The 25,150-nt window shown below is 51.7% G+C and carries 13 protein-coding genes; 1 reads left to right on the forward strand and 12 read right to left on the reverse strand.

Annotated features, from left to right (window positions below; all coding sequences use genetic code 11):
- Positions 1-113 precede the first annotated feature (113 nt).
- The 11 genes from MET42_RS0111010 to MET42_RS0111060 all read right to left on the reverse strand — a co-directional run bounded on the left by MET42_RS0111010 (position 114) and on the right by MET42_RS0111060 (position 13,395).
- Entirely contained in the window at positions 114-800 is a 687-nt protein-coding gene (locus MET42_RS0111010; protein ID WP_019883046.1) for a CAAX prenyl protease-related protein, read from the reverse strand.
- 46 nt (positions 801-846) lie between these two features.
- Positions 847-1,521, reverse strand: a complete 675-nt coding sequence (locus MET42_RS0111015) for a hypothetical protein (RefSeq protein ID WP_019883047.1) — start codon at positions 1,519-1,521, stop codon at positions 847-849.
- A gap of 9 nt (positions 1,522-1,530) precedes the next feature.
- Positions 1,531-3,159: a putative porin gene (locus MET42_RS0111020; protein WP_019883048.1), complete on the reverse strand. Its 1,629-nt coding sequence runs from the start codon at positions 3,157-3,159 to the stop codon at positions 1,531-1,533.
- Positions 3,160-3,220: 61 nt separating this feature from the next.
- Positions 3,221-3,934, reverse strand: coding sequence for a TonB C-terminal domain-containing protein (locus tag MET42_RS0111025; RefSeq protein ID WP_019883049.1), 714 nt, complete (start codon positions 3,932-3,934; stop codon positions 3,221-3,223).
- A gap of 2 nt (positions 3,935-3,936) precedes the next feature.
- Positions 3,937-4,341 carry a biopolymer transporter ExbD gene (locus tag MET42_RS0111030; protein WP_019883050.1) on the reverse strand — a complete coding sequence of 135 codons (405 nt, stop codon included), beginning with the start codon at positions 4,339-4,341 and terminating at the stop codon, positions 3,937-3,939.
- 3 nt (positions 4,342-4,344) lie between these two features.
- On the reverse strand, positions 4,345-4,755 hold the full coding sequence (locus tag MET42_RS0111035) for a biopolymer transporter ExbD (protein WP_019883051.1): 411 nt from the start codon (positions 4,753-4,755) through the stop codon (positions 4,345-4,347).
- Positions 4,756-4,764: 9 nt separating this feature from the next.
- Entirely contained in the window at positions 4,765-6,441 is a 1,677-nt protein-coding gene (locus MET42_RS0111040) for a DUF2341 domain-containing protein (RefSeq protein ID WP_019883052.1), read from the reverse strand.
- A gap of 162 nt (positions 6,442-6,603) precedes the next feature.
- Positions 6,604-7,116, reverse strand: coding sequence for a PEP-CTERM sorting domain-containing protein (locus MET42_RS0111045; protein WP_019883053.1), 513 nt, complete (start codon positions 7,114-7,116; stop codon positions 6,604-6,606).
- Between the two features lie 22 nt (positions 7,117-7,138).
- On the reverse strand, positions 7,139-9,436 hold the full coding sequence (locus MET42_RS15035) for a 5'-nucleotidase C-terminal domain-containing protein (RefSeq protein ID WP_019883054.1): 2,298 nt from the start codon (positions 9,434-9,436) through the stop codon (positions 7,139-7,141).
- Positions 9,437-9,489: 53 nt separating this feature from the next.
- Entirely contained in the window at positions 9,490-10,257 is a 768-nt protein-coding gene (locus MET42_RS0111055; RefSeq protein WP_019883055.1) for a PEP-CTERM sorting domain-containing protein, read from the reverse strand.
- Between the two features lie 69 nt (positions 10,258-10,326).
- The gene (locus tag MET42_RS0111060; RefSeq protein WP_019883056.1) at positions 10,327-13,395 is read right to left on the reverse strand and encodes an ExeM/NucH family extracellular endonuclease; all 3,069 of its coding nucleotides are present in this window, start codon (positions 13,393-13,395) and stop codon (positions 10,327-10,329) included.
- A 296-nt stretch (positions 13,396-13,691) separates the two neighbouring features.
- Here MET42_RS0111060 and MET42_RS0111065 point away from each other — a divergent pair, with 296 nt between their 5' ends.
- A complete protein-coding gene (locus MET42_RS0111065) occupies positions 13,692-14,768 on the forward strand; it encodes an alpha/beta hydrolase (protein WP_232411512.1) in 1,077 nt (358 codons plus the stop codon).
- A gap of 54 nt (positions 14,769-14,822) precedes the next feature.
- On the opposite strand, the gene MET42_RS0111070 is transcribed toward MET42_RS0111065, so the two are convergent.
- The gene (locus tag MET42_RS0111070; protein WP_019883059.1) at positions 14,823-25,124 is read right to left on the reverse strand and encodes a filamentous haemagglutinin family protein; all 10,302 of its coding nucleotides are present in this window, start codon (positions 25,122-25,124) and stop codon (positions 14,823-14,825) included.
- Positions 25,125-25,150: the final 26 nt, after the last annotated feature.

Here is a 25,150-nt window from a genome sequence, read left to right on the forward strand (position 1 = left end):
TGGTATTTTTTGTGTTCTGTTGCGACAGTTCGCCACACTAATTACGGCCTCCCTCAGGCCTGTCTTTAGCGATCATTGTCAAAATTTTCAAAACACATGCTAACACACTCTTGTTACCAATATTGCCAGTGACCAGTGTATACCACCCAAACACCGAGTACGGCATTGGTGGTCACATGGGCAAGAATTGATACCCAGAGCACCTGGAAACGACGGTATAACCAGGCATATACCAGTCCTGCCAACAGCCCGGCTAACCAGAGCTGATGTTCCACTGCAAATAATACGCTACTTACTGCAATTGCATAAGCCGTCGCGCGCGCAGGAGAGACCGACATAAAGTCGTTACTATCCAGCCTGCGCATTAAATATGACCGCCAGAACAGCTCTTCGATCACTGGCACCACCAATGCCGAACCACTCCAGCGACAAATTAACCAGAAAATATCAGCGCTGCTCTGCATCGGCATGGCAACCGTATGGCTCGATCCATGTCCACCCAGCCAGGCGGGATAAGGCGCAATCCACAGTAAGAAGACCAGCCAACCAGCCAGCAGCGCGATTAAGGCTTGGTTAAACGTGGGTGTCACACGCAGTTCGAGGTAATCGCGGCGGAAATATAACAGCAGGCACAAGGCCGATAGACTGCGCAGCAAATAGGTGGGTTCTGCGCCTATACCTAACCAGGACAACGCCATTGCCAGCCACGGCTCAGCCGCCAGTAATAAGATAAACCCGGCAAACGGGTAAATACGGGCACGCTCATGCCGGGTAAACCAAGAATCAAGTAAAGCAGTCATTGCGCCAGCCGATCATCAAAAAGCACAGGCCTCGCCTAAAAAGTGGTCAAGGCGTTGCTATTGTATCAACTTTATTTTCCAGTAGTTGTGTCTGCTTACCCTGCACAATATTTTCCAGCTCTACCCGTTTGAGCTGGAAAAATGGCTCTGCGCGCAAGAAGCGCTGATAAGCCCCGGCATCCGCGTACAAATTGACCAAGTCATGGCCATAGCTATACAAGCGGCCATTTTTTTCTTCACACGCTACCAATTGCTGGTGAGTGGCACTCACTTTGGTCACCAGACCTTTACGTTGTCCATCATTAGTAACCAGATCGGCTTTCGCGACCTTGAGTTGTTGCTCGGTGGTTTCCAGGCGTTGCGCCTGCTCGGCCAACTGTGCCTGCAATTGCTGCACCTGCGCCGACAATGCGTCTTTTTCCTGACCTAACTTCTGCTTATCGGACTCTAGCTGCTGGTTACGCCTGAGCTGGCCCTGCAGTTTGGCCGAATGTGCTTTTTGCGAACTCTGTGCCTCACCCAGTGCTTGTGACAGGCCTTTTTTCTCCTGCTCAAACTGGGTCTGCATGGCCGATTTCTCGGTTTCCAGATCCTGCTTCATTTTCTGCATCAATATAGCCGCGCGCTTGGCGGCTTTATCCTGCTTTTCGGCAGCCATGCTGTGGGTGGCATAGCCCCCCATCAAACAAGCACTTACCAAGAGAGACAAAATGGTTTTCATGCTGTTCCTTTAGAATCTGCCATTAAAGTCAACAAAGAACGTATCGACAGAGAATGGCAAACCAGAAATTTCGTCTGCGCTGACATATCTTGAAGACAGCCAGGCATTTTTGCCTACGCCATATTGCGCGCCCACATAAAAGCCTTTGGCATCGGTGCCCCCCAGACGGAAGTTCGAATCGGTGAACCCATCCAGCATAGCATCGGCCTCCAGGCGACGGTAGCCGCCAAATACTTGCCAATCATGCAGTTTCTTGATCATGGGGTGCCCTACCATCAGCGCAAGCTCATAACCCTCATTTTCTTTTTTGTATGTGTTACCAGTGCGGCGCTGTATTTCTTTCTCGTCAAAGCCGATGTTTTGCACATAAGCACCATGCAAGATGACATGCACCGGATCAAACACTGCCAGATCAACCTCACCGGTGAAGTTAATCAACTGGAACTGGGAGGCCAATCCGCATAGACCGTTCGTCGAACCACATAAAGCACCATTGGTTGTGCCATCATTAATACTGAAGGTGTGGTTACCTTTTTGCCGCCACAGCGGCACGGTACCGGCATATTGAAGGCTATCATTGACCGGATTGCGCTGACCTTCTACATTTTTAAAGTCGTAGTAAGCGACGCCCAATTTCACTTTGCTATCATTGCTGGCCGTCCACTCAATCCCGCCCTGCGCGGCATATAACCATTTGTCACCGGCTTTATTGGTATTAGAGCTCTCGACCTCTTCAATCGGGAATGCACCCACTGAGGAAAATAATTTCCAATGTCTGTTAATAGCCGGGTTCGCACGTGCCACAAAACCATCAAATGCCAGGTCAGGATCCCAAAGCAAATCTGTGCCAAACACCTGGTTACCGGTAAAGAATGGGTTAGCAAACCGCCCCCCACTCAATGTCAGCCAGTCATATGGTTTTGCTTCAAGAAAGGCGCGATCCAGCCCGAATACAAACTTGCCCTGGGAAAACCCTTCGGTCTGGTTGGGGGTGACTGGTGTTTGCAACATACCCGTGGTAAAGCGAATACCACCATCCAGCCACTCGTTAATATGTATATTCGCACCAAAAAACGCACGTACACGCTGACGCTCACGGTCTTCGGTCGAGTTATTGACGACCATATTCTGTACTTCGTTATTCAGGCTGCCTGGAATGGCATTGCTATCGCCAAACATATCCTGCTGATAACGTAAACGGAGGGCGCCTGTCCACTCGATGCGGTCTATCCACTCTGGAATGCCTAATCGCTCACCCGCTTTGTAATTGAGCTTTTTCATCACATCCTGCTCAATTTCAGCACGCATTTCGTTTTTAACATGCTCAGGCACATATTGCACACGAATGGCCTTGGGCTGACCTGATACTGCCTGATCCAGTGGCTGTGGGTTCTGGGCCGCTAAGGCTTCAGCCTCTTCTTTTGCTTTTTGTCTGGCTTGCTGAGCCTGTTGCAATAAAGTATCTGCTTTTTGCTTAGAAAGCACTCCTTCTTGCACTAGCAACTCAATCAAACTCATGGTAGTTGCCCGCACCTCTTCAAGTGACTCACGTTCGCCAGCAATGACTCCTGTTGACTGTGTGCCAAACAGGCTGGCCACCACTAAAGGAATCATCCAGTTTTTTGCTTTAATATTCATTCTCTTTCCCTAATTACTAAGCGCTTTTACCGCATTGCCTGTCGCATTGCCTGTCGCATTTTTAAGACATATTTTTTGAAGCCATACGTACGACGACTTTTCTTGGCATATCCTCAGGCGCAGATTCCTTCAAAGGCGGAATCCTGCTCAACACCTTGCGAATCAAGGCGTCTACTTCCGCGTCACCGCTGGTATCAATCAGTTCGGCATGATCAATATCTCCCTGCGCATTCAAGAACACCCTGACATCAACCTGGTACTTGATTTTGTTCAACCCATTTTCAGCATCAAGTGCCTTTTTAATCTGCGCATCGACCTTGTTGGTAAACCAGGCAAATGCAGCCATATTTTTCTTGCCCCCAATTTTGGGGCCTGTGGTGACATCGCCACCTTTGTACTCATTGTTCACCGCTCCGGCCTGGAACGGGCTAGGGCCATCGCCAGCCGCCCCTTCCATTTTCAGGTTTTCAGCAGGCGGGGCTTCTGCCGGTTTAGGCTCAGGCGCCTTGATTTCCTTAGGTTGCTCTTTCGGCGTTTCCTTGGGTGGCTCTTTTGGCGGTGGTGGCGGTGGAGGTGGCGGCGTATCCGGCAGCAACTTCACTGTAGTGATTTGCTTTTTATGCGTAGCGCCCCCTGAAAATAATTTTTTGATGCCATAAGCAGCACCCGCCAACACAGCCAGCACCAGCAACGCAATCACGATGCGTGTTGTCCATAAGCGCGCGGTAGGCACTGGTGTTTCTTCTGCCACGGCATCCATTTCATGCAATGCCATGCTTATGTCCCGATCTTGCCGGTGACCAGGCCGACATTTTCAATTTGCAGGCGATTGACCAGGTCAATCACACCAATCACACCGGCATAAGGTGCTTGCGCCTGGCCTTTAATCATGACGTTGAATTTGGGGTCCATGGCCTTGGCCTGGTTGAGTTGCGTTTCCAGCTCGGCCATGCTCACACCAACACCATTAATCGTCAGCGTGCCACCCTGCTGCACCTGCACGATTTTGATATCGTGTTTTTCGGTACTCGGTTTGTTAGACGGCTTGGGCAGATTCATGGTCAGGCCTTGCACGCCAGCAGTGGTCATCAGGATAAAAATCACCAGCAGCACATAGGCGAGATCCAGCATCGGCGTGATATTGATGGTGTCGTAAGGTTGGGCGTCGTTCTGGACTTGCATGGTTTACTCCACCACTTTCTTCGTTACCAGACCGACTTCGGTGATATCCAGCCGCTTACAGATTTCCAGCACTTCGGACACCTTTTCATAATGCGCAGCAGCATCACCTTTAAGCACTACGGGCAACTCAGGGTTGCTGCTTTTATATTCAGCCAGGCGCTGCTCCAATTGCGCCATGTCTACCGGAAACGCATCCAGGTAGACACTGCCGTCACTGGTCACAGTGATCGCGCGCATTTGCGGCTTCGCCAGTGCCGCCGAGTTCACGGTGTGTGGCATGTCGACTTTGACGCCTTGCACGGATGCAGTAGTCATGATGATAAAAATCACCAGCAATACGTACGCCAGGTCCAGCATGGGCGTAATATTGATTTCATCGTAGAGCTGGTTCTCTTCCTTGACGCCTTCTGACATCTCGCTGCCTTATTCCTTACCGTACAGTTCAGCGGTACGGGTAATGAACTCATCGACAAAAATCTGCATGGCGATGGTGATATTTTTGACGCGGCTGGCCAGGTAGTTGTACCCAAACAAGGCTGGAATCGCGACACCCAGACCGGCCACAGTGGCCAGCAACGCTGCCGCAATACCTGGCGCAATCGCGTTGACGTTGACATCGCCCGCCGCCGCAATCGCAGCAAAGGTGATCATCACACCGACGACGGTCCCCAGCAGGCCGAGGAAAGGGCCCCCGGAAATCGCGATGGTGAGTAATACCATCATGCTGTTCAGGCGTTGGGTTTCACGCACCTGGTCGGCATCCACCGCTGCCTTGATGGCATCAATCGACGCGCCGCTTAACTGTACTTTGCCGTCATGTTCGCGTTTTTTAATTTCACGCAAACCGGCTTTATACAAGCCAAACAGATTGGAATTGGCATAAGTGCCGGTCTTGTCCAAGTCCAGCAGATCTTTAGCAGAGGCTTGCTGGAAGCGTTTGAGGAATAAGGCATTATCTTTATCGGTGCGCACCACCAGACGTGCTTTGCTGATCATGACCCAGACGCTGATGGCAAACATCACCGCCAGGATGCCAATCACCACCTTGGCATCGACGGTCAGGCTATCAATCAGGATGCCCATGTAGTTGGCTTCGCCACCCTCGCCCTCTTCTTCAGCGTCGGCTGCCGTCACTTTGACGATACTGGCATCTGCCCCTTGTGATTGCGCCACCAGTGCCAACCAGGCCGCGCTACGGGCAGTGACAGCCAGTTGTAACTCGTCCACTTCGGCATTCAGATTCTGACCCAGCGTGAAGCCAGCTGCGGCCTGTGCATCGCTGGCCGCCACTTGGCCTGCGACTTGGCCATTGACATAAATAATGGCCTGGCCACCCTGGAACACCAGCGCAATATGCTGCCACTGGCCAGGCTTTAATTCACCCGCTTGCGTGCTGGCAGTCCCTGCCTGCAATGCCAGGGCACTGCCTTCCAGCTTCAATGTGACGTTACCGCTTTTAAAGATTTCAGCGATTTGCGGCAGGTTGGCCGGTTTTAACCACACGGACCAGGTGCTGCCATTGGCCAACACTGGTGCCGTTGGCAAAGTGATGGTCAGCGGGCTATTGTTCAGCGTGGCACTTTCGGCAATCAGACCGGCCTTTTGCACCGTTGCATTGCCACTCGCAATCAGCTGGCTGGGGCCGCTATCCTTGAGCAAGGCATTGTCTGAAAAAGCAAACCGTGCCAGCAGGGCCGGGTCATTGAGCGCTTGCGCATCGCTGGCTGCCTTGGCACTTTCGTTACCGGTATATAGGCTGATCGCCAGATCTTTATTAGCTGCAGACACTTGCGGCAACACCACCCACGCCACAGCCAACTCATTCACCGCATCGTATTTTTCCAGTGAGAATTTGAGTTCCGTTTTATCATCTGCAGCGATAAAACGCAGGTCTGCGCCATCTACATTGGCACCGGTAAAATCAAAGTTGCCAGAATGCAGGCGCACCAGCACCGGTGCCTGGTTCACAGCCTCTTTAATATTGGCGGTCTCTATCGTAATTTTTTGTTGTGCAGCCCAATCTGCATTCCAGGCGGCAAACACGGGCGTGGACAGGCTGAGCCCTAATAATCCAAGCAATAAACCAAGTTTTTTCTTCATAGCTTCGCTGACGAGTTAATTCGAGTGGCAAGTCTATAGAGCGAATGTTGCAGACACATTAAGATCGGACTAGTCGGACTATGCCTGCCTGACATCCTTTTTTTTGGACATAAAAAAGCCCGGCGAACCGGGCTTTGTCGTGCATTGCAGACGTGGATAGTCTTAAGATTGACGGCGGGCAGCGATCAAGCCAATCAGGCCCAAACCAGCCAGAATCATGCCGGATTGTGTCGGTTCTGGCACAGTGGCGGCATAGGCCAGACTACCGGTACCGGACAAACCCAACGCGGTGTCATAGGCAAAGAAAGCATCTGAAGTATCGGCATAACCAGCTACAAGGCTAAAGCCAATGGCCGGGCTGTTTGAGTCCACAGACCACTCCAGGCCAGTAAACACGCCGTCCTGGAATACGGCAGTGGCATCGGCCAATGCTGGTGTACCCAGGTTAAACAGACTGCCACCGAAATTGAAGTTCAGGCTGCTCAGGTTGAGCAATTCAGTGCCTGATGCCAGCAAACCGGCATCATCAAAGCTGAACTGGCCCTGGTAGCTGGTGCCATTGTAATAACCAGACTCCACCTGGCCTGCAAACTGCAGGGATTGAATAGCCGCCTGGGCTGGCATCACCACTGCCAGCAAAGCAACCAGCGTGATTTTTTTCATGAATTTGTTCATTGCAAAATTCCTTTAGTAAACATTAAAGTATGAAATCTCTGGCGGGTGACACTTGTTTCGCGGTCAAGCCTTTCAGGGTAACTAATGGTTTGGCTGCTGCCGGGCCTGCGGCACCGTCGGTATCAACAGTCACCTGTACGCCACCCGTTACATCAACTAAGTTCAGGTAACCGCTAGTGAGTGCTGTATTGGCAGAGATCCCCAGTGAAGACAGCAAGGCCGTCAGCTGTAACTTGTCAGCATAAGGTGTGAAGTCAGTGATGGTGTCACCAGCATCGCGCATGCTGCTATACACAAACACATCGTTGCCAGCACCACCGGTCAGCGTATCCACACCCAGGCCACCGTTGATGATGTCATCTCCGGCAGTACCTACCAGTACGTCGCGGCTGGCAGTGCCGTTGCGTGTCACGCCAGGCGTGGTCGTTGCAATGGCCAGGTCAATCAGGCGGCCGCCTTTGTCATACTGGTTTTCCAGGCCGTACAAGTTGCCGGTAATTTCATCACTATCGGCATTGCTCAGACGACCCAGGCCACCTTCGGCTTTAGGTGACTGGATATAGTTAGCCAAAGCTTCCTGGTAGGTAATGGTGAACGGGCTATCTTCAAATACCACGGCATTGACTGCGAATGGGAAGCCATCGCCGCCTGCAGCAGTAAAGTCGATCGTGGTGAAAGAGAATGTGCGGCTGTTATTGATCACCACACCACCATCAATCAGCACAGTGCCATCATCCAGCACCACACGTTGAATACGGTTGCCCGTGCCCAGGGTGGTTCTGGCCGTGTTGCGGCTGTCATACACTACTTGCATGCCGGAGATTTGTGGATAACGGCCATTGGCGCGGCCAGTCGGGCTGGTATCGCCATAACCATGTTCCAGCAGGTCTTTCAGTTGCGTGGCATTGACAGCCGGCGCACGTTTCACCAGGTTGGTAAAAGGCAGCACATTGAAGGTATCGCCGATAGACACATTGCCCACTGTTGCAATATTGGTACGGATACCGCCACCGTTCTGGATCGCTACCTCAGTCTTGCCGGCAAAACGCATGGCGTCTGCCACCAGGTTACCGAGGCCGGTTTCAGCGTTACGTACGCCTGCCACAAAGGTACAAGGCAGTGCAGCACACGTGGTATGTGTCGGGCCGTTCAATTTCACCGCAGTGGTGCCGATGATTTGTGCGTTCAATGCAGAAATATAGTTCAGCACGGGTGTCACTACTTGCGCCTGGATCGCCGTATCGCCACTTACGCGATCAGCATCGGCCGTTGCACCGGTCACGCGCATCATTTTGCTCGACTCAATGCCAACAAAAGTGCCATGGGCATCATCAATGGTGAAATTGACCTGACCGACATAACGGTTACCGAAATGACTGGTGAGTACCGGCACGGTACGGCCGTGTGCATCGACGGCATTCACTGGATGTGACGTATAAGTCGCTGCCACGCCACCATTGATCAGGGCATCATCAGGGTCCACCATCAACTCATGACCACCACCGGACAACACCAGATCCACGCCGGTCAGGGCTGGGATCACCACACCGATTTCATTCGCGGCATTTTGCAAATGGCTCATCAGGATAACGGTCGTCACGCCTTGTTCGCTGCGCAGACGGTTCACTTCTGCCTGAATCAGCGGGATCAATGCTTGCAAGTTTTGCGCTTCAGTATTGCCTGCGTCATAACCAATCACATTCACGGCACCCGGGGAGGATATATTCGGCAACAAAGGTGTCGTTGCACCCACCAGGCCGATTTTATGGCCGGCGGTGGTCGTGATCACTTTGGAAGATGCAACTTTACCGCTGGCTTTTAAGGCGCTGAATTCGGCGGTGGCATTAAAGTTCAGGTTACTGGAAAGATAGGTGCTGCCGGATACTTTGGCAAAACGTGCAGCCACTTGCGGGCCGAGGTCGAACTCATGATTACCGAACACCATGGCGTCAAAACCGATTTGGCGCAAGGCAATCGCATCGTAAAAATCCTGGCCGCCCTCGGTGTAGCTATTGGCCAGATTGTTCAGGCTGGCGGTGAAACGCGGGCCTGGCAAGAATGCATCACCAGCATTCAACTTCAGTACAGTGCGGCCCTGGCTGGTCGCCGCGGTTTCTGCATTTTTAATCACAGACGCCAGGCGGTCGATGCCGCCGTAAAAAGAAATGGCCTGACCAGCGTTATCGCGCAGATTACCTTGTGCAGACAGCAACCAGCTTTCCTGGTCACCCACGTGTAACACAGTCACACCCTCGGCCCAGGCGGCACCGGCAGTCAATGCCAACGCCACGCAAGCCGTTAATTGTTTCAGTTTAAACATTACATTCTCCATGTCGTGCCGTGACGCATCACGGCACGCATTACGCTTATTGATTAACGTGATTGACGACGACGTACCAGGGCCAATACACCCAGGCCAGCCAGCAACATGCCTACGCTGTCAGCTTCCGGCACCGGTGTCACCGCTGCGACAGTAAAAGCCGTGGTGTTAGGGATCAACGTTGCAGAAGCACTGTTATTCACGGTGTCTACGTTCCAGTTGTTGACATTAGCCACTTGCGCTTTGTAATCAGCAAAATTGCTCAGGCCGTCACGCACACCGTTGTACTCGGCGTAGTCAGGCTCGCTGGAAGCACCGGCTTTGGCAGTCAGTTCAATGGCGTTCACGCCCGCAGTCAGACCTGTGTTGGTCAAAGAACCATCTGTTGTAAATTTGCCGTTGGTAATCGCGCTCAGAAAAGTCGTTGGCGTGGTGGCGCCAGTGCCCAGGTAGGCGTAAACAGTTTCGCCAGAATTGGAAATCCCCCAGTTGCTGCTGCCGCTGACAGTGACACGGGACAACACGCCGGTAGAGGCAGACAGGGTAGCTTTGTCATAGGCTGAGAAACGTACCACAGACCCTGCGCTCACAACGTCACTGGACACCCATTGGTTGTAGCTTTCGCCTGTATTGAAAGCACTGCCTGTCCACTCGTTATCGCTGAAGTAGATAGTGGTATTGGCGGCGATATCGACAAAAGTCACAAAAGACAGGCCATCTTCATCGGCGTTGAAGGCTGTGAACATGATGTCACCGGCATTCAGGGCCGCATTGGCTTGGCTGGACAGCAACAAAGCTGCGATTAAACTGATTTTTTTCATAAAACTATCCTCTCACTAGATATTTAAAAAACAAGGTATTGATTGATTAGGGTTTTATTGATGATTTAACTACCAGCGCACATCCCTTTGTGCGTCCAGCTGGTTCACGGCTAATCCCTTCAAGGTCACCAGCGGTTTGGCAGTCGCCGCACCGGCAGTACCGTCGGTGTCTATTTGCAATTGCACACCACCTGCCACGCTCACCCAGCGCGCCACGCCATCAGCAAATGGCTGGCTACCGGTGTAAGCGATGCTCTGCAACAACTCAGTGATGTCCAGTTGATCTTCACCCGGTGTAAAGTCGGTGATGGTGTCAGTCGCATCGCGCATGCTTTGGTAGACAAAGGTGTCGCGTCCGGCGAGGCCGGTGATGGTGTCCGCCCCCACGCCACCCGTGATGACATCGTCACCTGGTGTGCCTACCAGCGTGTCACGCTGCGCGCTACCCTGCACAGACTTCACCAGTTGCAAGCCCACAATGACCGGGTCGTGGTCAGAAGAACGGTAAGGGCTGTCGCTATAGAGGTCTTGCGGTTTGAACTCGGTGTTGTAATCAATCACAAATGGTTCGTCTGCGTTGATATGCCAGTGCACCGTACCCGTGACTTGTGTGACCAAATCGGCATTGGCCAGGGCATGGTCCAGGTAGCCAGACTCACCATCAAACACATAGGAATATCCGGCCTGCTGATTAAAGCGTGCAATCTGATCCTGCAAGCCAGCGTTTTCCAGCACCAGCACCGGGTCTTCTTTGCCATAAGCATTCAGGTCGCCAATCACCAACACATCTGGATCGTTGGCCTGGTTTTTAACGGTCTGGACAAATTGGGTGAGCTGATTGGCTTGTGCCAGACGTTGTGGGTTATAGCAACCCTGGCCATCGCCCTGATCCTGGTTTGCGCCACTGGCATCCGAGCAGCTCTTGGATTTGAGGTGATTCACCAATACCGAGAACTTCTCACCGTTGGCTGCCTGGAAAGTTTGCGCCAGCGTAGGACGGTTATTGACACTGTTGGCATCAGACAATGCAGCCCCTGCTGGCGTCAATCTGGCCGGTTTATAAATCATGGCCACCTTGATCGCATCCGTACCGGTGCCGTTAGCTGGATCAGCAATCACGGCATAAGTATTGGCCCCCAACACACCATTCAGGCCATTGACCAGGTTTTGTGCCGCCGTTGTGCCGTTATTCTGGATTTCCATCAAACCGACGACATCAGCATTGATCGCAGTCAGTGCACGGGTAATTTTTTGACGCTGGCGGTTAAACTCCACCAGGTTATTCGCGCCGCGGCAATTAGAGGCCGATACGCTATTACCCAGGCTGCATCCCTGACCACTTTGACCACTGGCCGTGGCACCGTTGGTGAAAGTAGTGAAGTAATTGAGTACATTGAAGCTGGCCACCTTGACGTTACCGCCTACACTGGCAGGCGCCGCTGTACGCGCATTTTCACGGCTAAACTGCACCGCTTCTGTCGGATGCAATTTGTAGTCACGCGGACCCGGATTGGATGCAGTGATCAGGCCATGGTCTATCACCCCGGTCAGATTTTCCACGACGTCACCAGCGCGCAAGGTATCGTCTTCGCCGATAAACGGGATCGGATTGGGGTTTTGTACACTGCTGCCATCATCTAGCACTAGGCGGCGGCGGGCGTTTTCATCTGCCAGTTGTGCGGCAGCCGCAGAGTTGGCTGGATAAATATTGCTAGGCTTGATCATGCGGCCCTCTGCAGACAAGGTCACCTGGCCATAACGTCCCTGAAAGTAATTCTGTGAAGCCGTCATTGGCGTGGTGATGCGCACCAGCATGCCCTCATAGGCTTCCAGATCGCCTTCGGTCACTTCCGGCAATGTGATGTCTGTTGGCAGAATCACATTGTTGCTGCTCAACACCTGCAAGCCGCTGATATTGATCAGCTCGGTGATGGTGTTGAATTCTGTCACGCTGGCGGTCATGCGGACTTTCTGGCCTTTGCTCACAGTCGGTGTCACGCCCGAACCCAGGTAAACAAAAATACCGTCAGAAGTCTGTGGATTGCCATCGCCGCTGGCATCTTGCATGTAAAAACCATTCAAACCTGGGAACACAGCCGTCACCACACCTTCAGTGGTCACGGTCTGCCCGTTGAGGGGACTCACTGAGTCCACGCCTAAGGCGCTGCCCTGAATCTGGAAAATACGGGTAATGCTGCTGCTTTGTACATTGATGTTCACGCTGCACGTGGCCGTTTGCGCTTCGTTGTTAGCAAACTGCACGTCAACAGCATAGTTACCCGCTGGCAGACTGCCATCCAGTTGCAAGCTCGCACTGGCAGACTGACCATCACTGCCAGCGGCGACAAAATTGCTCAATGTAATACCGGCTGGCGCAGAGGCTGACAAGGTTGCCGCATTGACGACGCTGTCCGCATCAGACGCTTGCAGCAATACCGAACCCGCTTCGCCCACTTGCAAAGTCACTGCCGGGCAAGAAGTCACAATCGGCTGATTGGTGCCCGTACCACCACCACACACGTTCACCGCACTGCTGCTGTTACGTGGCGCAGGTGCACCTGTCACAAAGTCGCTGCCGTTCTGATTGGTATCCTGGCAGCCATTATTTTTGCGTAACAAAGCTGTGCTGCTGTTGATTGCCGAAGCAACAGCCCCTTCAAAGAAATTGGCCGTGCCATAGCCGACCAGGTCCACAATCTGTGCCAGCTGAGCTGGGCTACACACCACAGAACCACCGTTACAGGCCAAGCCAGTGCTATTATTCACCAGCACGACTTTGCCATTCGTGCCGCTCATGTCGGTAGCGTTATTGCCCACATCAGGCGTAGGTAATGCCAGGCCATTGGCAGCACTGCGCAAGCCCACCAGGTAATATTGGCCAGGCTGTAACACGCCAGACAGCGCAGTCACACCGTTGGCAGAGAAATTACCGTTGCCAGTCGCGCTGGCATACTGCACAGACCAGCCATTGATATTCACCGCGGCTGCACCAGCATTGAATAATTCAACAAAGTCCTGGTTATAGACACTGCCCTGGCCGCCATAAAGCTGGCTAATGACCACCTCGGCATATACAGGAAGACTCAGGGAAGACAGGCCTAGCCAGGCTAGCGCCCAATGCATTTTTTTAAATTTCATTCAGGACTCCGAAGTTTTTATGACTCGATAAAATCCTGAATACTTTAGCAATCTATATTGCTGTCAATGTTAAGTTTCATACCAACACGCTAGGCAGGTCGGACTAGAAAACCACCTTAAATCCGCGGCAATTGGTACAGTTTTTGGTCAATGACCAGACCTGCCTGCTAGTCATATGCACCAAAAACGTGCCGGATGGCTTGTCCTACATGAGATTGCGCAATGCCTGATACCGACAAAAAAGTGAGCCGCTTACAGTGTGAGCTTTAGAACCATGCATGCAAGAAAGGACGCCAATGGCAAACGCTCATGAATCTTTACTCGACAAGGTCGTCGCCCTCGTGCCAAGCATTGAAGGTACAGCTCCCTTGGCGGAAATGATGCCCCCTCTCCCTGAACCACCCCAAGCCGACCCAGACATGCAATTGGTACTGGATGCATTGACCGCGCTGGGTGGCAAGCCGATAGAAACCTTGTCGCCTGCTGAAGCACGCGAGCAACCGACACCGGCAGATGCCGTCAAGCGCGTGTTGCAAGAACGAGGTCAATTCCCAGCCACCGCGCAGGTATCCAGCAAAGAAATCAGCCTGCCCGGCGGGCCGCTCGGTAGCATTCCTGCCCATGTTTATACCCCGGCAGGCGAAGGACCACTTCCGGTCATTCTGTATTTTCACGGCGGTGGTTTTGTGCTTGCCGACAGCAAAACTTATGAAGCGTCGATTCTTGCGCTCGCACAAGGTGTACGCGCCATCGTGGTCGCCGTCGACTATCACCTGGCACCGGAGCACCCATTCCCGACCCAGCCCAATGAGGCATTCGCAGCCTACCAATGGCTGCGACAGCATGCAGGGGAATTAAATGGCGACCACCAGCGCATTGCCGTCGCTGGGGAAAGCGCGGGTGGTAATCTTGCCGTGGTGACGTCACTGATGGCGCACGACAAGGATGTACCCCTGCCGATACATCAGTTGCTGATTTATCCGCTGGTCAATAACGATACGCAGAATGCGTCTTATGAGGACAACGCCAATGCCAAACCACTGAATGCCGCCATGATGCAGTGGTTTTTTCAACACTACAGCCAAGCCACAGAGGCTGATAGCGCTTATGCGTTACCAGACAAGGCAATATCCCTCAAAGCACTCCCACCCACCACCCTCATCACGGCGGAGATTGATCCTTTATATGAGGAGGGACGCGCATTTGCCGAACGGCTACAACAAGATGGTGTGCCTGTGAGTTATCGCCATTTTGATGGCGTCACCCATGAGTTTTTTGGCATGGCCGATGTCGTCGCCAAAGCCAGGGAAGCACAAGTGTTCGCGATTGGTGAGTTACGCAAGGCCTTTGCTGGCAACGGGAAAATACATTAATCACAAAGAAATAAAAACGCCCACCTGTTGGTGGGCGTTTTTACGGTCAAGCGTTTAATCCTCCAGACGAATCGTTTTTACCGTCACGATAGGCGGCAACTCTTTAGGCGTGACACTTTGATTATTCATCTGGTTACCCAGATTTTCAGTCATGGTATTGGCAGCGCCTGCAGAAGTACTGGCCGAACTCAGTGCCGCTCCTGCGAGACTACCTGTATCCGCCACCGGCACGCCAGAAGAGGTGCCTGAGACGGTAATGTTGGAGCTGTTCAACACTTGGGTTGCACCTACCAACAGGTTACCCGCTGCTACGCCTGCTTCACCCGCATCCAATACACCACGCGGCGCGAATAACGCAACTGTGGCATCTTCGAGTTTAGGCCCTTGCAGTGGGCCACTAGGACCATCGGGGTCATAAGTCTGTGCACGAATGCCAGAACCAGAAGCCACCCCTTTTACCTCGACAGTCACATCGCCGTTGGCGTTGATGCTGACCACGCGCTCAGGCACAGACTGTGCTGCTTTGGAGCCTCTGCCGGCATCAATATCACCATGATTGGACCAAATCAGAATATCGCTCCCATACTGCGTAATTACTTTCGACTGGTTCACAAGGAAGTTACCGTCAGCATAGGCGCCGATATTGCCCCCCTTCTCAGTCACCACACCAATATCATGATCAAGTGAGTTGTTAGAGGCCACGCCAGCATTAATCAAGCCTCCTGGGGCAAACAGGTTAATATTGCCATTCCTGGAGGTCCTGATCTGGCTTTGATACATCAGCAGATCGCCGGAGTAGTCCTTGCCAGAGAACAAGGAGGCAATGACATCGTCACTTCTGGTGGTGCCGGCGGTATTAATATATTCCTTTCCAGCCTCCAGCAACTCTGCCTGGAATTGCCTCAGGGCAAAAATCTCTTTTCTGGTCGTACCCAGCGCCAGAAATGCAGTCATGGCCTCCTGCGCGGTGTATGGCTTACCGGTCGTTGGATTTTTGCTGCCAGTGATTTCATTCATATAAGCCTGTACCCGCGCAGCCGTGGCCTGGCGATAAGTAGCTAATGCAGCGGCATTGCCTTGCAGGGATACAGGGCCACTACCGGTCGGGTCAATATAGGTGCTGACAAAACCATCAACATTGGTGCCCGATTTGCCCATGCCCGCCAGTAAAGTGACATTAGCGCTGTTGTCAGCCAGGTTAGGATTCACGGTATTCGCCAAGGAGAGAATACCGCTGGTATTACCCAAGTCGATAGTGCGGCCAGCCTTAATCAACACTTCACCCGGACCATTGATAGCAATACGCGCCTGCTGCTTACCGTTCTCCATGACAAAATCGTTACCCGCGTGAATTTCTGACACATCATCCACATTATTATGCTGAATGGATGCATGCAAGGTCACGTTATTACCAGCATTGATATAAACTGGTTTTGAAGATTTGATACCATAGATATTGGTACCATCTCTCTCGGTGGGTGACCCAGTAAGTCGAATATCGCCATCACGTGCCACAATCACTGCGGTTGTTGAATCGTTTTGATGCACGGGTACCGCAGAAACGCCTGTTTTGATGCTACCCAGGATGCTTGTAATGCTGCTATCGCTTGGGCTGCCTATCGTAGGATTAAAGACGTTCAAAACAGTACTTAAATCTGCATCTGAAATCAAGATATTCGCTGTAGGATTGATGTTTCCACTTGTATTCACACCACTGACAACACTACCAGCGGCCAATAAACTCAAGTTGCCACTCGCTGCTGGCGCCAACAGCATTTTATAGGTCGTAATATCCCCTGCAAACGCAGTCACATTGACTGTACCCGGGTGGATAGCCGCCATATCATTATTAGTTAATGTCGTGTACCCCGCTGAGTTAAGGCCCGTACTCACAATCGACTGCCTGTTACTTTGCCCGACTTCAACGTTGCCTGATAAAGAAGCTACATTCAAGGCAGAATCTGCTGAATAGGTATTAAAGAAAGTACTATTTACAATCTGGTTCTGCGCCAATGTACTGCCTTGCACCCAAAGAGTAGGATTAAACGCGGTCTCAATTTTCACATTGTTTTTTGCACGCACGTCCGCACTAGCGTCCTGCAAGGCAATCACAGTGCCTGTCGTTCCCGATTTAAGTACACTATCACCGGCCTCTAACGCTAACTCGCCACGACCAACGTAGTACACCCCATTTGTCAAGTTACCGCCTGCGGAAACAGACACATCACCGCCACCGTTGACCAAACTCGTGCGTACCTCATCTCCTTTAGCATCCAGCGTTTTAACAAATTGTGCATTGGTCGCTGAAGAAGCTGACACGTTAGTGATGTTTCCACCCGCCTGGATATTGACGTTACCCCCGCCTAAGGCAGCAACGCCTTGTTGGAACAAGTCTGGCCGCACCCACCAGCTGGTATCTGTGCCATTACCGCCCTGGCGCAATAACCACTGGTTGACACTTTGCGTCGTGGCCGCACCTGTGATATTGCCAGCAACATCAATGGCAATATCTCCGCCATTATTCACATAGCTGGCCGCCGTTGGCACATTAGTGCCGCCTGATGCAGGCGTAAACCCGGTCAGAGGTGCCGCCTCTTTACCAATCGTATAGATCACAGAGCTGACATTACCCAAGGTCATATTGCCACCCGCAGCAATGGTGATATTGCCTTCACCCGTACGGATTAACTTATTATTTGCCAGCGTGAAATCACCCACCCCTGCTTTGGTCTCAGTGATATTCGCAGCGCTATAGTCGGCCCCGGCGATCAAATTAAAGTTAAACGTGTTCGCGTTCGACTGTAACACTCCTGCCGTGGTCGCCGTGTTAAAGCCATCGCTTAAAGAACCACTGAAAGTCAAATTACCATTTGAACGCAAAGTCAGAGAGCCACCGCGCCCTGCCAGCAGCGCTCCAAATGAGCGCAAGTTAACATCAGTCGTACCAACAGTCATTGCGGTTGCCGTGTTACCAGTGGTGCTACGCACCTCAATATGCGGCAACACTTTCGCGCTGCTGCCATCTTGCGTCAGTGCGTAATTGCCTGCGCCAGTATTGGCGTTATAGAAACCATTGGTATCGCTGATCATGCTGGCCATATTGGCAGCCGTAAATGTCGTGGCTGTATACGTACGGCTGCCCTCAACCGTCACTTCACTCGCGCCTTTGATTGCAGCTGTTGTATTAAATGCCACATTCACGGTATTAGCAGTGCCTGTGGTTCCGCGTGCACCTCTTAATGTCACCGAACCATCATAGCCATCGACCCCTTTATTGCCGTTGGCCGCGGCGTCATAGCCGCTGGTATCAATCAGAGCGCCCGTATCAGCAGATACCGCATTCACCGTAGACAGGCTGTTAGAGGAGAGCAGCACAGAACCACCAGCCCCTGTTTGCCGGTCTCCGCTAGACTGATTGGCCTCTTGGCCACGTGCGGTGATTTGCGCAGTATTAGCCAATGTCACCAAACCATTGGCATAAATAGCCACATCACCGCCTTTGTTACCATCGGCATTAATACGTCCAGCAACTGTTGCATTACCACTATCCACACCCAGGGTAAATGTATGCGCAGTGACGGTATCCCCGGCGGCAATGGTGACATCGCCGCTACGTACACGTATGTCGCGGCTTTCATTAAAGCGGCCACTTTCCAGCGCCTGATTAACATCACTAAAGTTATCTAAACTGGCGACATCCAGCTGAAGTGAGGCGGTCTTTTGACCTTTGGCCGCCTGGCCTTGCAGGGTGCCATCAGCAACCACAAAACGACCATTCTTCGCCTCTACTTGCAAGGTACCGGCATCTCCAGCAGTGGTGCCCCCCTTGAGGTTCAACAGCGCATTGTTTTCGATCTGGACATTGCCCTGTGCTGAGGTCAGGTGCACATTGCCTGCATCCGTCGTGGCAGAATGGGTACTATCAAAAGCCACCGTCGCCGCAGAGACGTCAATCGCCCCTCCTGAAGCCACGGTCAGATTGCCGCTACGGGCCACGGCATTCACAGTCCCAGCATTCAGCACCAGCTTGCCCCCCAACTGCATCTCGTTTGCAGACAAATTGAGCGTTGCGCCCAAACCTGAGGTATTCGCTGGCTGCTGGCCATTGCTTAGTGTCTGCAGGTTACCAGCACTCGCTAGGGAGTAGTTGGCCCCAGAGTCTGCCGTTATCACGGCACTGCTCATGGTTGCCTGGTCAGCATTGATATTGATCGTCCCCGTGCCTGCAAAGCGGATGTCTTTATTGGCATTCAGGCTAACGCTATTAAATCCACCGATATTGCTGGAAACACTACCTGTGTCCCCGAAGGTAATTTGGTTGGCATTGATTGCCAGTTGCCCATTCAGCGCTGCAGGTATAGTAAATGAGGCGTTATTTGTGTTTTTAAGCACAAAGTTATTGGCATTGACATTCACATTGCCAGCATCATGATGCGCAATCCCTGCTGTATTAAAAGTGATATTCAGGTTGCTATTACCAAAATTGACCGCACCCAGGATATCGATGTTTTTATAGCTATTGAAAGTAATCGCAGACAAACGGCCAAAATCACTCAGGGTCTCCGAACTAATGTGCGTCGCACCGTTCACCGGCTGGTCACCAATGGCATACTGATTGGCGCCCAATGTTACGGTTCCGCCATCAGCCAGCTTAATATCGCCTGACTGGTCAAAGGCATTGGTAGCGTCCAACACCATAGACCTTGCCGCAGAGACCGTAGCCCCCTCTTGCACCGTTAATTTACCGGTCGTTGGTGTGGCAGTCACACCTGTTCTCGAAAACTCAAAATCATTTTTGGCAGACACGGCCAACACTGCACCATCGCCATTGGTCACCAGTGTAGTAGTGCCTGTTTTGTCTGGCTTGGCGCTGGTCTTCACCACCGAGCCTTGATTTAAGGTAATCGTATCTTTGGAGGCAACGATTAACTCCCCAGATTGTACGGCATGATCAGAGTCGTTACTGAAAGTCACATTGGAAGCAGTAGTTGTAATGGTCTGTGTCTTACCGCTCACAGAGCGGCTGCCGCCCAACAGGATAGAGTCCGCATTGATTTTACTGAGTTGATCTGCTGAGATCTGCAACACCCCGGCTTGCTGCGGATCAACCGTTGAAACCACACGAATATCATTAGAGGAAATATCCACCAGGGCCCCTTTGGCGCCTGCCACATTGCTGGTATTAATACTCCCCTCCAGGTTAAGGCTATTATCCGCCGCTAACACTAATTGGCCAGCATCGTTTGTCAGTCGTGGAGTTTCCTTGCCATCCCTGATGGCATTCTTGGTTAACAGGGCATTGCCTGAACTGACCAGATACTCAGCCAGGCCTTTATAGTTCTTGGTACCGTAATCTTTGTAAAAGCTATTGCCATTGACGATATTAAAACTCGTATATTGGCCGCGGCTGGTGCCATCAATCTTGGTTAAATAGCCTGAAGACAAACCGGTCCCGTCAGCCTGGGTGAGCTGCGTATTGAGCTGGACATTGGCACCGTTGGCACTGACCAGAAAAGCCCCAGGCAACAGTGCATAATGCGCAGGCAGGAGGGTATATTTACCTGCTGCCAAACCATTACCACCAGACAAGTAAATGGCCTGACCGATACCTACATCTGAGCCTGCACTCATTAAATAATCGTAAGGCGCGTACTGATTGCCCAACGATGGCAAGACCGCATAATAGCCGGCTTGCGACAATACGTCGACAGACCCGCCGATGCCTTGGATCCACTCATAGGCCATGGTATCGCCGTTGCCAGAAATATCTACGCGTGAACCTGCCTGCAAATTCATATTATTGGCATTCAACGTGACCTTTTTCTTGTCGACAGCCGTCATGAAATTGTTAATGGCGCCTTTGGTATCAGCCAGCTCACTCCCACCAAGTACAGTCACGGCATATGGAATCAAGCTGCCTTCCGCAGACACTGAAGTCAAGCTACCTGCCGCCAGTGTTAAATCATGGGCAGCATTCAGGGTAATTTGTCCCAACGGCGCACGTAACACACCTGCTTGCAGAATAGAATCTGCATTTAAGGTCAAACTACCTACCGCAGATAAAGGCACCGAACTTGCGGTTTTAGCCTGATTGCTCACTTCAATTCTGCTGCCAGCACCGGTTGCTGTGACCGTAAAATCAACAGCGGTCGCCGGGTAAATTTGTGCAGCATCCAGTTGGATCAGACCAGGCGCGGCAAGAGAAGCCGTTCCTTGCAGTGCAGAAGTGATGCCACGCGCACGAATATCAGTTTTGCTTTGCAAGCGTGTTTCAGCAACACCATTGATTGCAATATTACCCTGCAAGTCAATAAAGTTTGCCTTGGCTATAAAACGATCCGTACCCGCTGCTAACTGACTACTGTCCATGGTGATACTGCTATTATTTGCCAGCACCAAGGTGGATGCATTGAGATTAGCAGAACCAGACAATGTCGTGGCATCCAGCGTCAGCAGCGAAGGCACATTCATGGTGGTATTGGCGAAATGGATAGCATCACCGGTCGTGGCACTGACGTTATCGACTTTTAAGCTCACATTATCAAAGCCACCTTGGTGAATCTGTTCGGCAGAGATTTGCCCCACACCTTGCGCAGTGGTCAGTGGTTCGGTTGAAGAGTTGGAGGTATTAATCAGGTTGGCGTTACTGCCACCAGCCGTATTATTAGAGGCAATCAACTCTTTGCTATTGGTGACAGTCAACACACGTGTACCACTCGTAAAATACAGCGGGGACGAAATGTCGTTCTCAATGCCTGCAGCATTCTTGCCGCCCAGGGTTACATTCAATGTACCGCCCTCACCGCTACCAGACGGATTGCCCATCAGAGTGCCATCCAGAGCAACACCATCACGTCCGCTAAGGGAAACCACTCCAGCGCTGCCAGCAACGGATTGTCGTGAATACCCGCCTGACACAGGTAAGTCTACCTTGCCACTGGCTCCCGACACATCGATCAAAGAACCCTCTTTTGTAATCAATACACCATTACCTGCCGATAAAGAAATATTGCCAGCATTTGTCACAAAGGCTGTGCGCAAGTTGCCGTCACTAGTGGGCGGCTTAATGTATTGCGCACGTGCGCTCAGCGTCGCTGTTTCACCCAAGAACAAACTCAGCGTTGGATCAAAACTACTGTTAGGCAACGTCAGATCACCGGAGTCTGGAATCGCATCAATGGTGAGCTTAATGTCTCCTCCAGGGGTGGTAATATCGCCCAAGATGGTCATTTGGCCCTTAGATGTCAAGCTCACATTGCCCCTGGTACCAGACTGGCTCACAGGCACATCAGTGATAATACTGGCATTCGACTGCAGAGTCAGATGATCCCCCGCGACGACCGCCAGGCTGGCTGGTGTCCGCATACGGCCTGCCAGTGATGTCGTACTGGTCAGTGTATTTAAGTCACTACCACTTTGTGCCACCTGTGCGGACGTGCCTAATACACGCGAGTGTTGCTCGGGGCGGATTGTCACCTGGCTATTGGCCTGGTCACCAATGCTCACATCACCATTCAGGCGGTCCGCATTACTGATGGTGTAATTTGAAAAACCACCCTGTTGAAAAAAGCCTTCAGATAGCCACAGTGTATTTTCTTGCTGAGGATTGATGCCACCCAACTGGATGTGATCAACCACCCCCGTCGCCTGCTCACCCTGTAACTTCACCGTTAAATGGCCACCTTGCGTTTGCTTCCCGTCGACCATCATGCCATAACTGCTAAAGGTGCCAGCCCCGATCTTGTTATCTGCCATGATGACCGTGATATCGCCACCATGCCCGGCGCTCAGTTGGCCTGTATTATTGAGCCATGCACCAGAAGAGGCATCTATGCTTGCACCCTGCCCCATATGCAAGCCACTATTAATGGCAATGCTGTCATTGGTAATGTTGCCATCGGTAATAATGTCACCGGTATCCTTGTGAACGATAATGCTGCCAACGGTAATGTTGCCACCATTGAGCGCAACTTTACCCAGCATTGCACCGTTAACGCCTGGTGAATCATTAGTAAACAGGCCCGCAACATTGATCTTTACGTTGTTGGCCACGTTCACGTCGGCACTTTGACTGGCTGACAGGGCTACTGTGCCGGAAGGCAAACGAATATCGTTATTAACGTTTACACCGCCACTACCTAGCACATGCAGGCTACCATTCGCCTGCATATTGAGGTCTGTATTAAGGTTGACCTGTCCAGTGGCTTTGATCACTACATGGTTTACCCCATTTGCCAGCATGGCTGTACTTAACTCGGACGTTTGCTTTTGCTCTGTGCTCAATTGGCTGTTTTCATTAAAGCTATCAGACAGCGGGGCAGCAGATGAGACGAGATTCAAGGCACCGGAGTTGTTATAGGTCAACTTGAAGGTGCCACCCAATGGTGCGCTATGCGCGTCAGTTTCTCCACGCTGATAAAGACCACTCACGGTGCTGGCAAGCACATCGCCCTGCAATGCCATATTAGTCGTCGATACATTCAGGGTCCCGGCATCCCCCCCTTGCTGATAACCTGGTTGCAAATAACCACTGACTGAGGCATCTTTAGCCACGTTGCCAGATACACCGTTCAAAGCATTGGCTGTAAGCGCCCATTGCCTGGTCTGGCCCCAACGTGAGCTGGTGACAGAATAATAATCACTCATATCCTGATAGGGCGTATTGGGAATCGCCTCAGAAGCAAGCACCCATTTACCATTGATGAGTAAACTGCTTTCGCGGATCGTCCCTTCGGTGTAAGTGGTGCTGCCTGCTGACAAGTCAATCTTAGAGCCTGACTTGCTGACGACATTGGTTGCAGACAAATTCACCTGGCCGCCATTGGTGGAGCGCTCGGCCACCGTTCTGGTGATGCCCGCCTTCGCCTGATCAATCACGCTCTGGCTCAGGAGTTTAGTGCCCTTACGGGCATCCAGATACAACACCTCGCCGAATAAAGCCCCACCTCTTAATACAGGAGAGTCTCTTAACTGGTCAGAATACAGCTGGATGGCAAGTTGGTTACGGCTCATGGGTGCGGTCGCATCCACGCCTGATACATCGATCACCGCATTCTCGCCAAGATAGATGCTACTGTTATTCGTCTGGATATCTGTGGCGGTCACGAATACTTGACCACTGTTAGCCGTCACCTTCCCATCAATGGCAATATCCTTACCTTGAATATTGATCACCGACCCCTCAAGCTCTGTTTTGGTCGTTTGCGTACCATCGAGTTTGTAAACCGATACAGGCAGTTTTTGTGCATCAATAATTTCTTCTTTATCATCCACATCGATGGTAACGGCCGTTTTACTATTCTTGCCCAGGGTCACTTTGCCGTATTCTGGATTGATATTAAGCTCGCCACTTTTAGAGCCGATTTGTTCAGCTTTGAGGAAAATAGAGCCATTGGCTCGTACAGAGGTCTTCGCAGAAATACTACCCTGTTGGTTTACCGCCAGGCCAATCAAGCTGGCGTTCCCATGATTAACAATAATGTCACCCAAGTTCGTCGCATTGCCACCAGAGCTGACCTCCACCAACAAACCTGCAAATTTGTCTAGCGTACTGAGGTAAACCGTCTTGCCTGCAGCCAAGATGGTTTGACCATCAGGTGTTTTAATCACGCCGCTGTTAGTCACATCAGGCGCCAGCAACATGACTCGGCCGCCAGTGGTAGTCGTAATGTTTGCGCCTTTGGCCACATCAATGACACCAACGGCATCGGCAAAGGAAAATACGGGCTCGGTCTTATTAGACAAAATGCCGTTCTGGTAAATCGTTTCGATATTATTGTTCTTTAAATTATCCAGTGTAGTCGCTGTCAACGAACCCACGTTGACTTGTGAACCAGCGCCGAAATATATGCCATTCTGATTGGCAATATACACATGCCCATTCGAGGTGAGTGTGCCATTAATAAAGCTTGCCCCACTACCCATGACACGGTTTAACACACTCGAAGATGCGTTAGGCATATTGAAGTTGACCGCGGCTTGCGAACCAATATTAAAACTGTCCCAACGAATCACGGCATTCTGAATCGTTGTGTTGATGTTCATCGTGTTGTTCACTGGTGTCGGGATACTCACACCAGCCGGTAAGTTGTAACCGGGTTGCTGAACTGGCAATGTATTTGCATCGACCGCCAGGACAGGCGCAGATGCCCAGCTCAGGCAGCCTGCTATCAGCAAGACGACACTCCTCGTTGATATGCGCCATAAAGGACGAAGCATGACTTCTACGCTGGCATCACAATCAACCACACCCGCTAAAGTCACTGTTTTTTGATGAGTACGCGCAATCTCTGCAATGGGTACCAACATGCCCAAGCGTTTGCTAAATACCAATTTAAATCGTAACTTGTTCATCATTTCACCTCGTTTACTTCAGCTAAGCG

Origin of the sequence: Methylophilus sp. 42 (assembly GCF_000384155.1) — a bacterium.
Lineage (GTDB): Bacteria > Pseudomonadota > Gammaproteobacteria > Burkholderiales > Methylophilaceae > Methylophilus.

Bases quoted from the DNA above. Each gene is read 5' to 3' on its own strand.
- MET42_RS0111010 (WP_019883046.1), bottom strand. From the start codon at position 800: ATGACTGCTTTACTTGATTCTTGGTTTACCCGGCATGAGCGTGCCCGT.
- MET42_RS0111015 (WP_019883047.1), bottom strand. From the start codon at position 1,521: ATGAAAACCATTTTGTCTCTCTTGGTAAGTGCTTGTTTGATGGGGGGC.
- MET42_RS0111020 (WP_019883048.1), bottom strand. From the start codon at position 3,159: ATGAATATTAAAGCAAAAAACTGGATGATTCCTTTAGTGGTGGCCAGC.
- MET42_RS0111025 (WP_019883049.1), bottom strand. From the start codon at position 3,934: ATGGCATTGCATGAAATGGATGCCGTGGCAGAAGAAACACCAGTGCCT.
- MET42_RS0111030 (WP_019883050.1), bottom strand. From the start codon at position 4,341: ATGCAAGTCCAGAACGACGCCCAACCTTACGACACCATCAATATCACG.
- MET42_RS0111035 (WP_019883051.1), bottom strand. From the start codon at position 4,755: ATGTCAGAAGGCGTCAAGGAAGAGAACCAGCTCTACGATGAAATCAAT.
- MET42_RS0111040 (WP_019883052.1), bottom strand. From the start codon at position 6,441: ATGAAGAAAAAACTTGGTTTATTGCTTGGATTATTAGGGCTCAGCCTG.
- MET42_RS0111045 (WP_019883053.1), bottom strand. From the start codon at position 7,116: ATGAACAAATTCATGAAAAAAATCACGCTGGTTGCTTTGCTGGCAGTG.
- MET42_RS15035 (WP_019883054.1), bottom strand. From the start codon at position 9,436: ATGTTTAAACTGAAACAATTAACGGCTTGCGTGGCGTTGGCATTGACT.
- MET42_RS0111055 (WP_019883055.1), bottom strand. From the start codon at position 10,257: ATGAAAAAAATCAGTTTAATCGCAGCTTTGTTGCTGTCCAGCCAAGCC.
- MET42_RS0111060 (WP_019883056.1), bottom strand. From the start codon at position 13,395: ATGAAATTTAAAAAAATGCATTGGGCGCTAGCCTGGCTAGGCCTGTCT.
- MET42_RS0111065 (WP_232411512.1), top strand. From the start codon at position 13,692: ATGGCAAACGCTCATGAATCTTTACTCGACAAGGTCGTCGCCCTCGTG.
- MET42_RS0111070 (WP_019883059.1), bottom strand. From the start codon at position 25,124: ATGATGAACAAGTTACGATTTAAATTGGTATTTAGCAAACGCTTGGGC.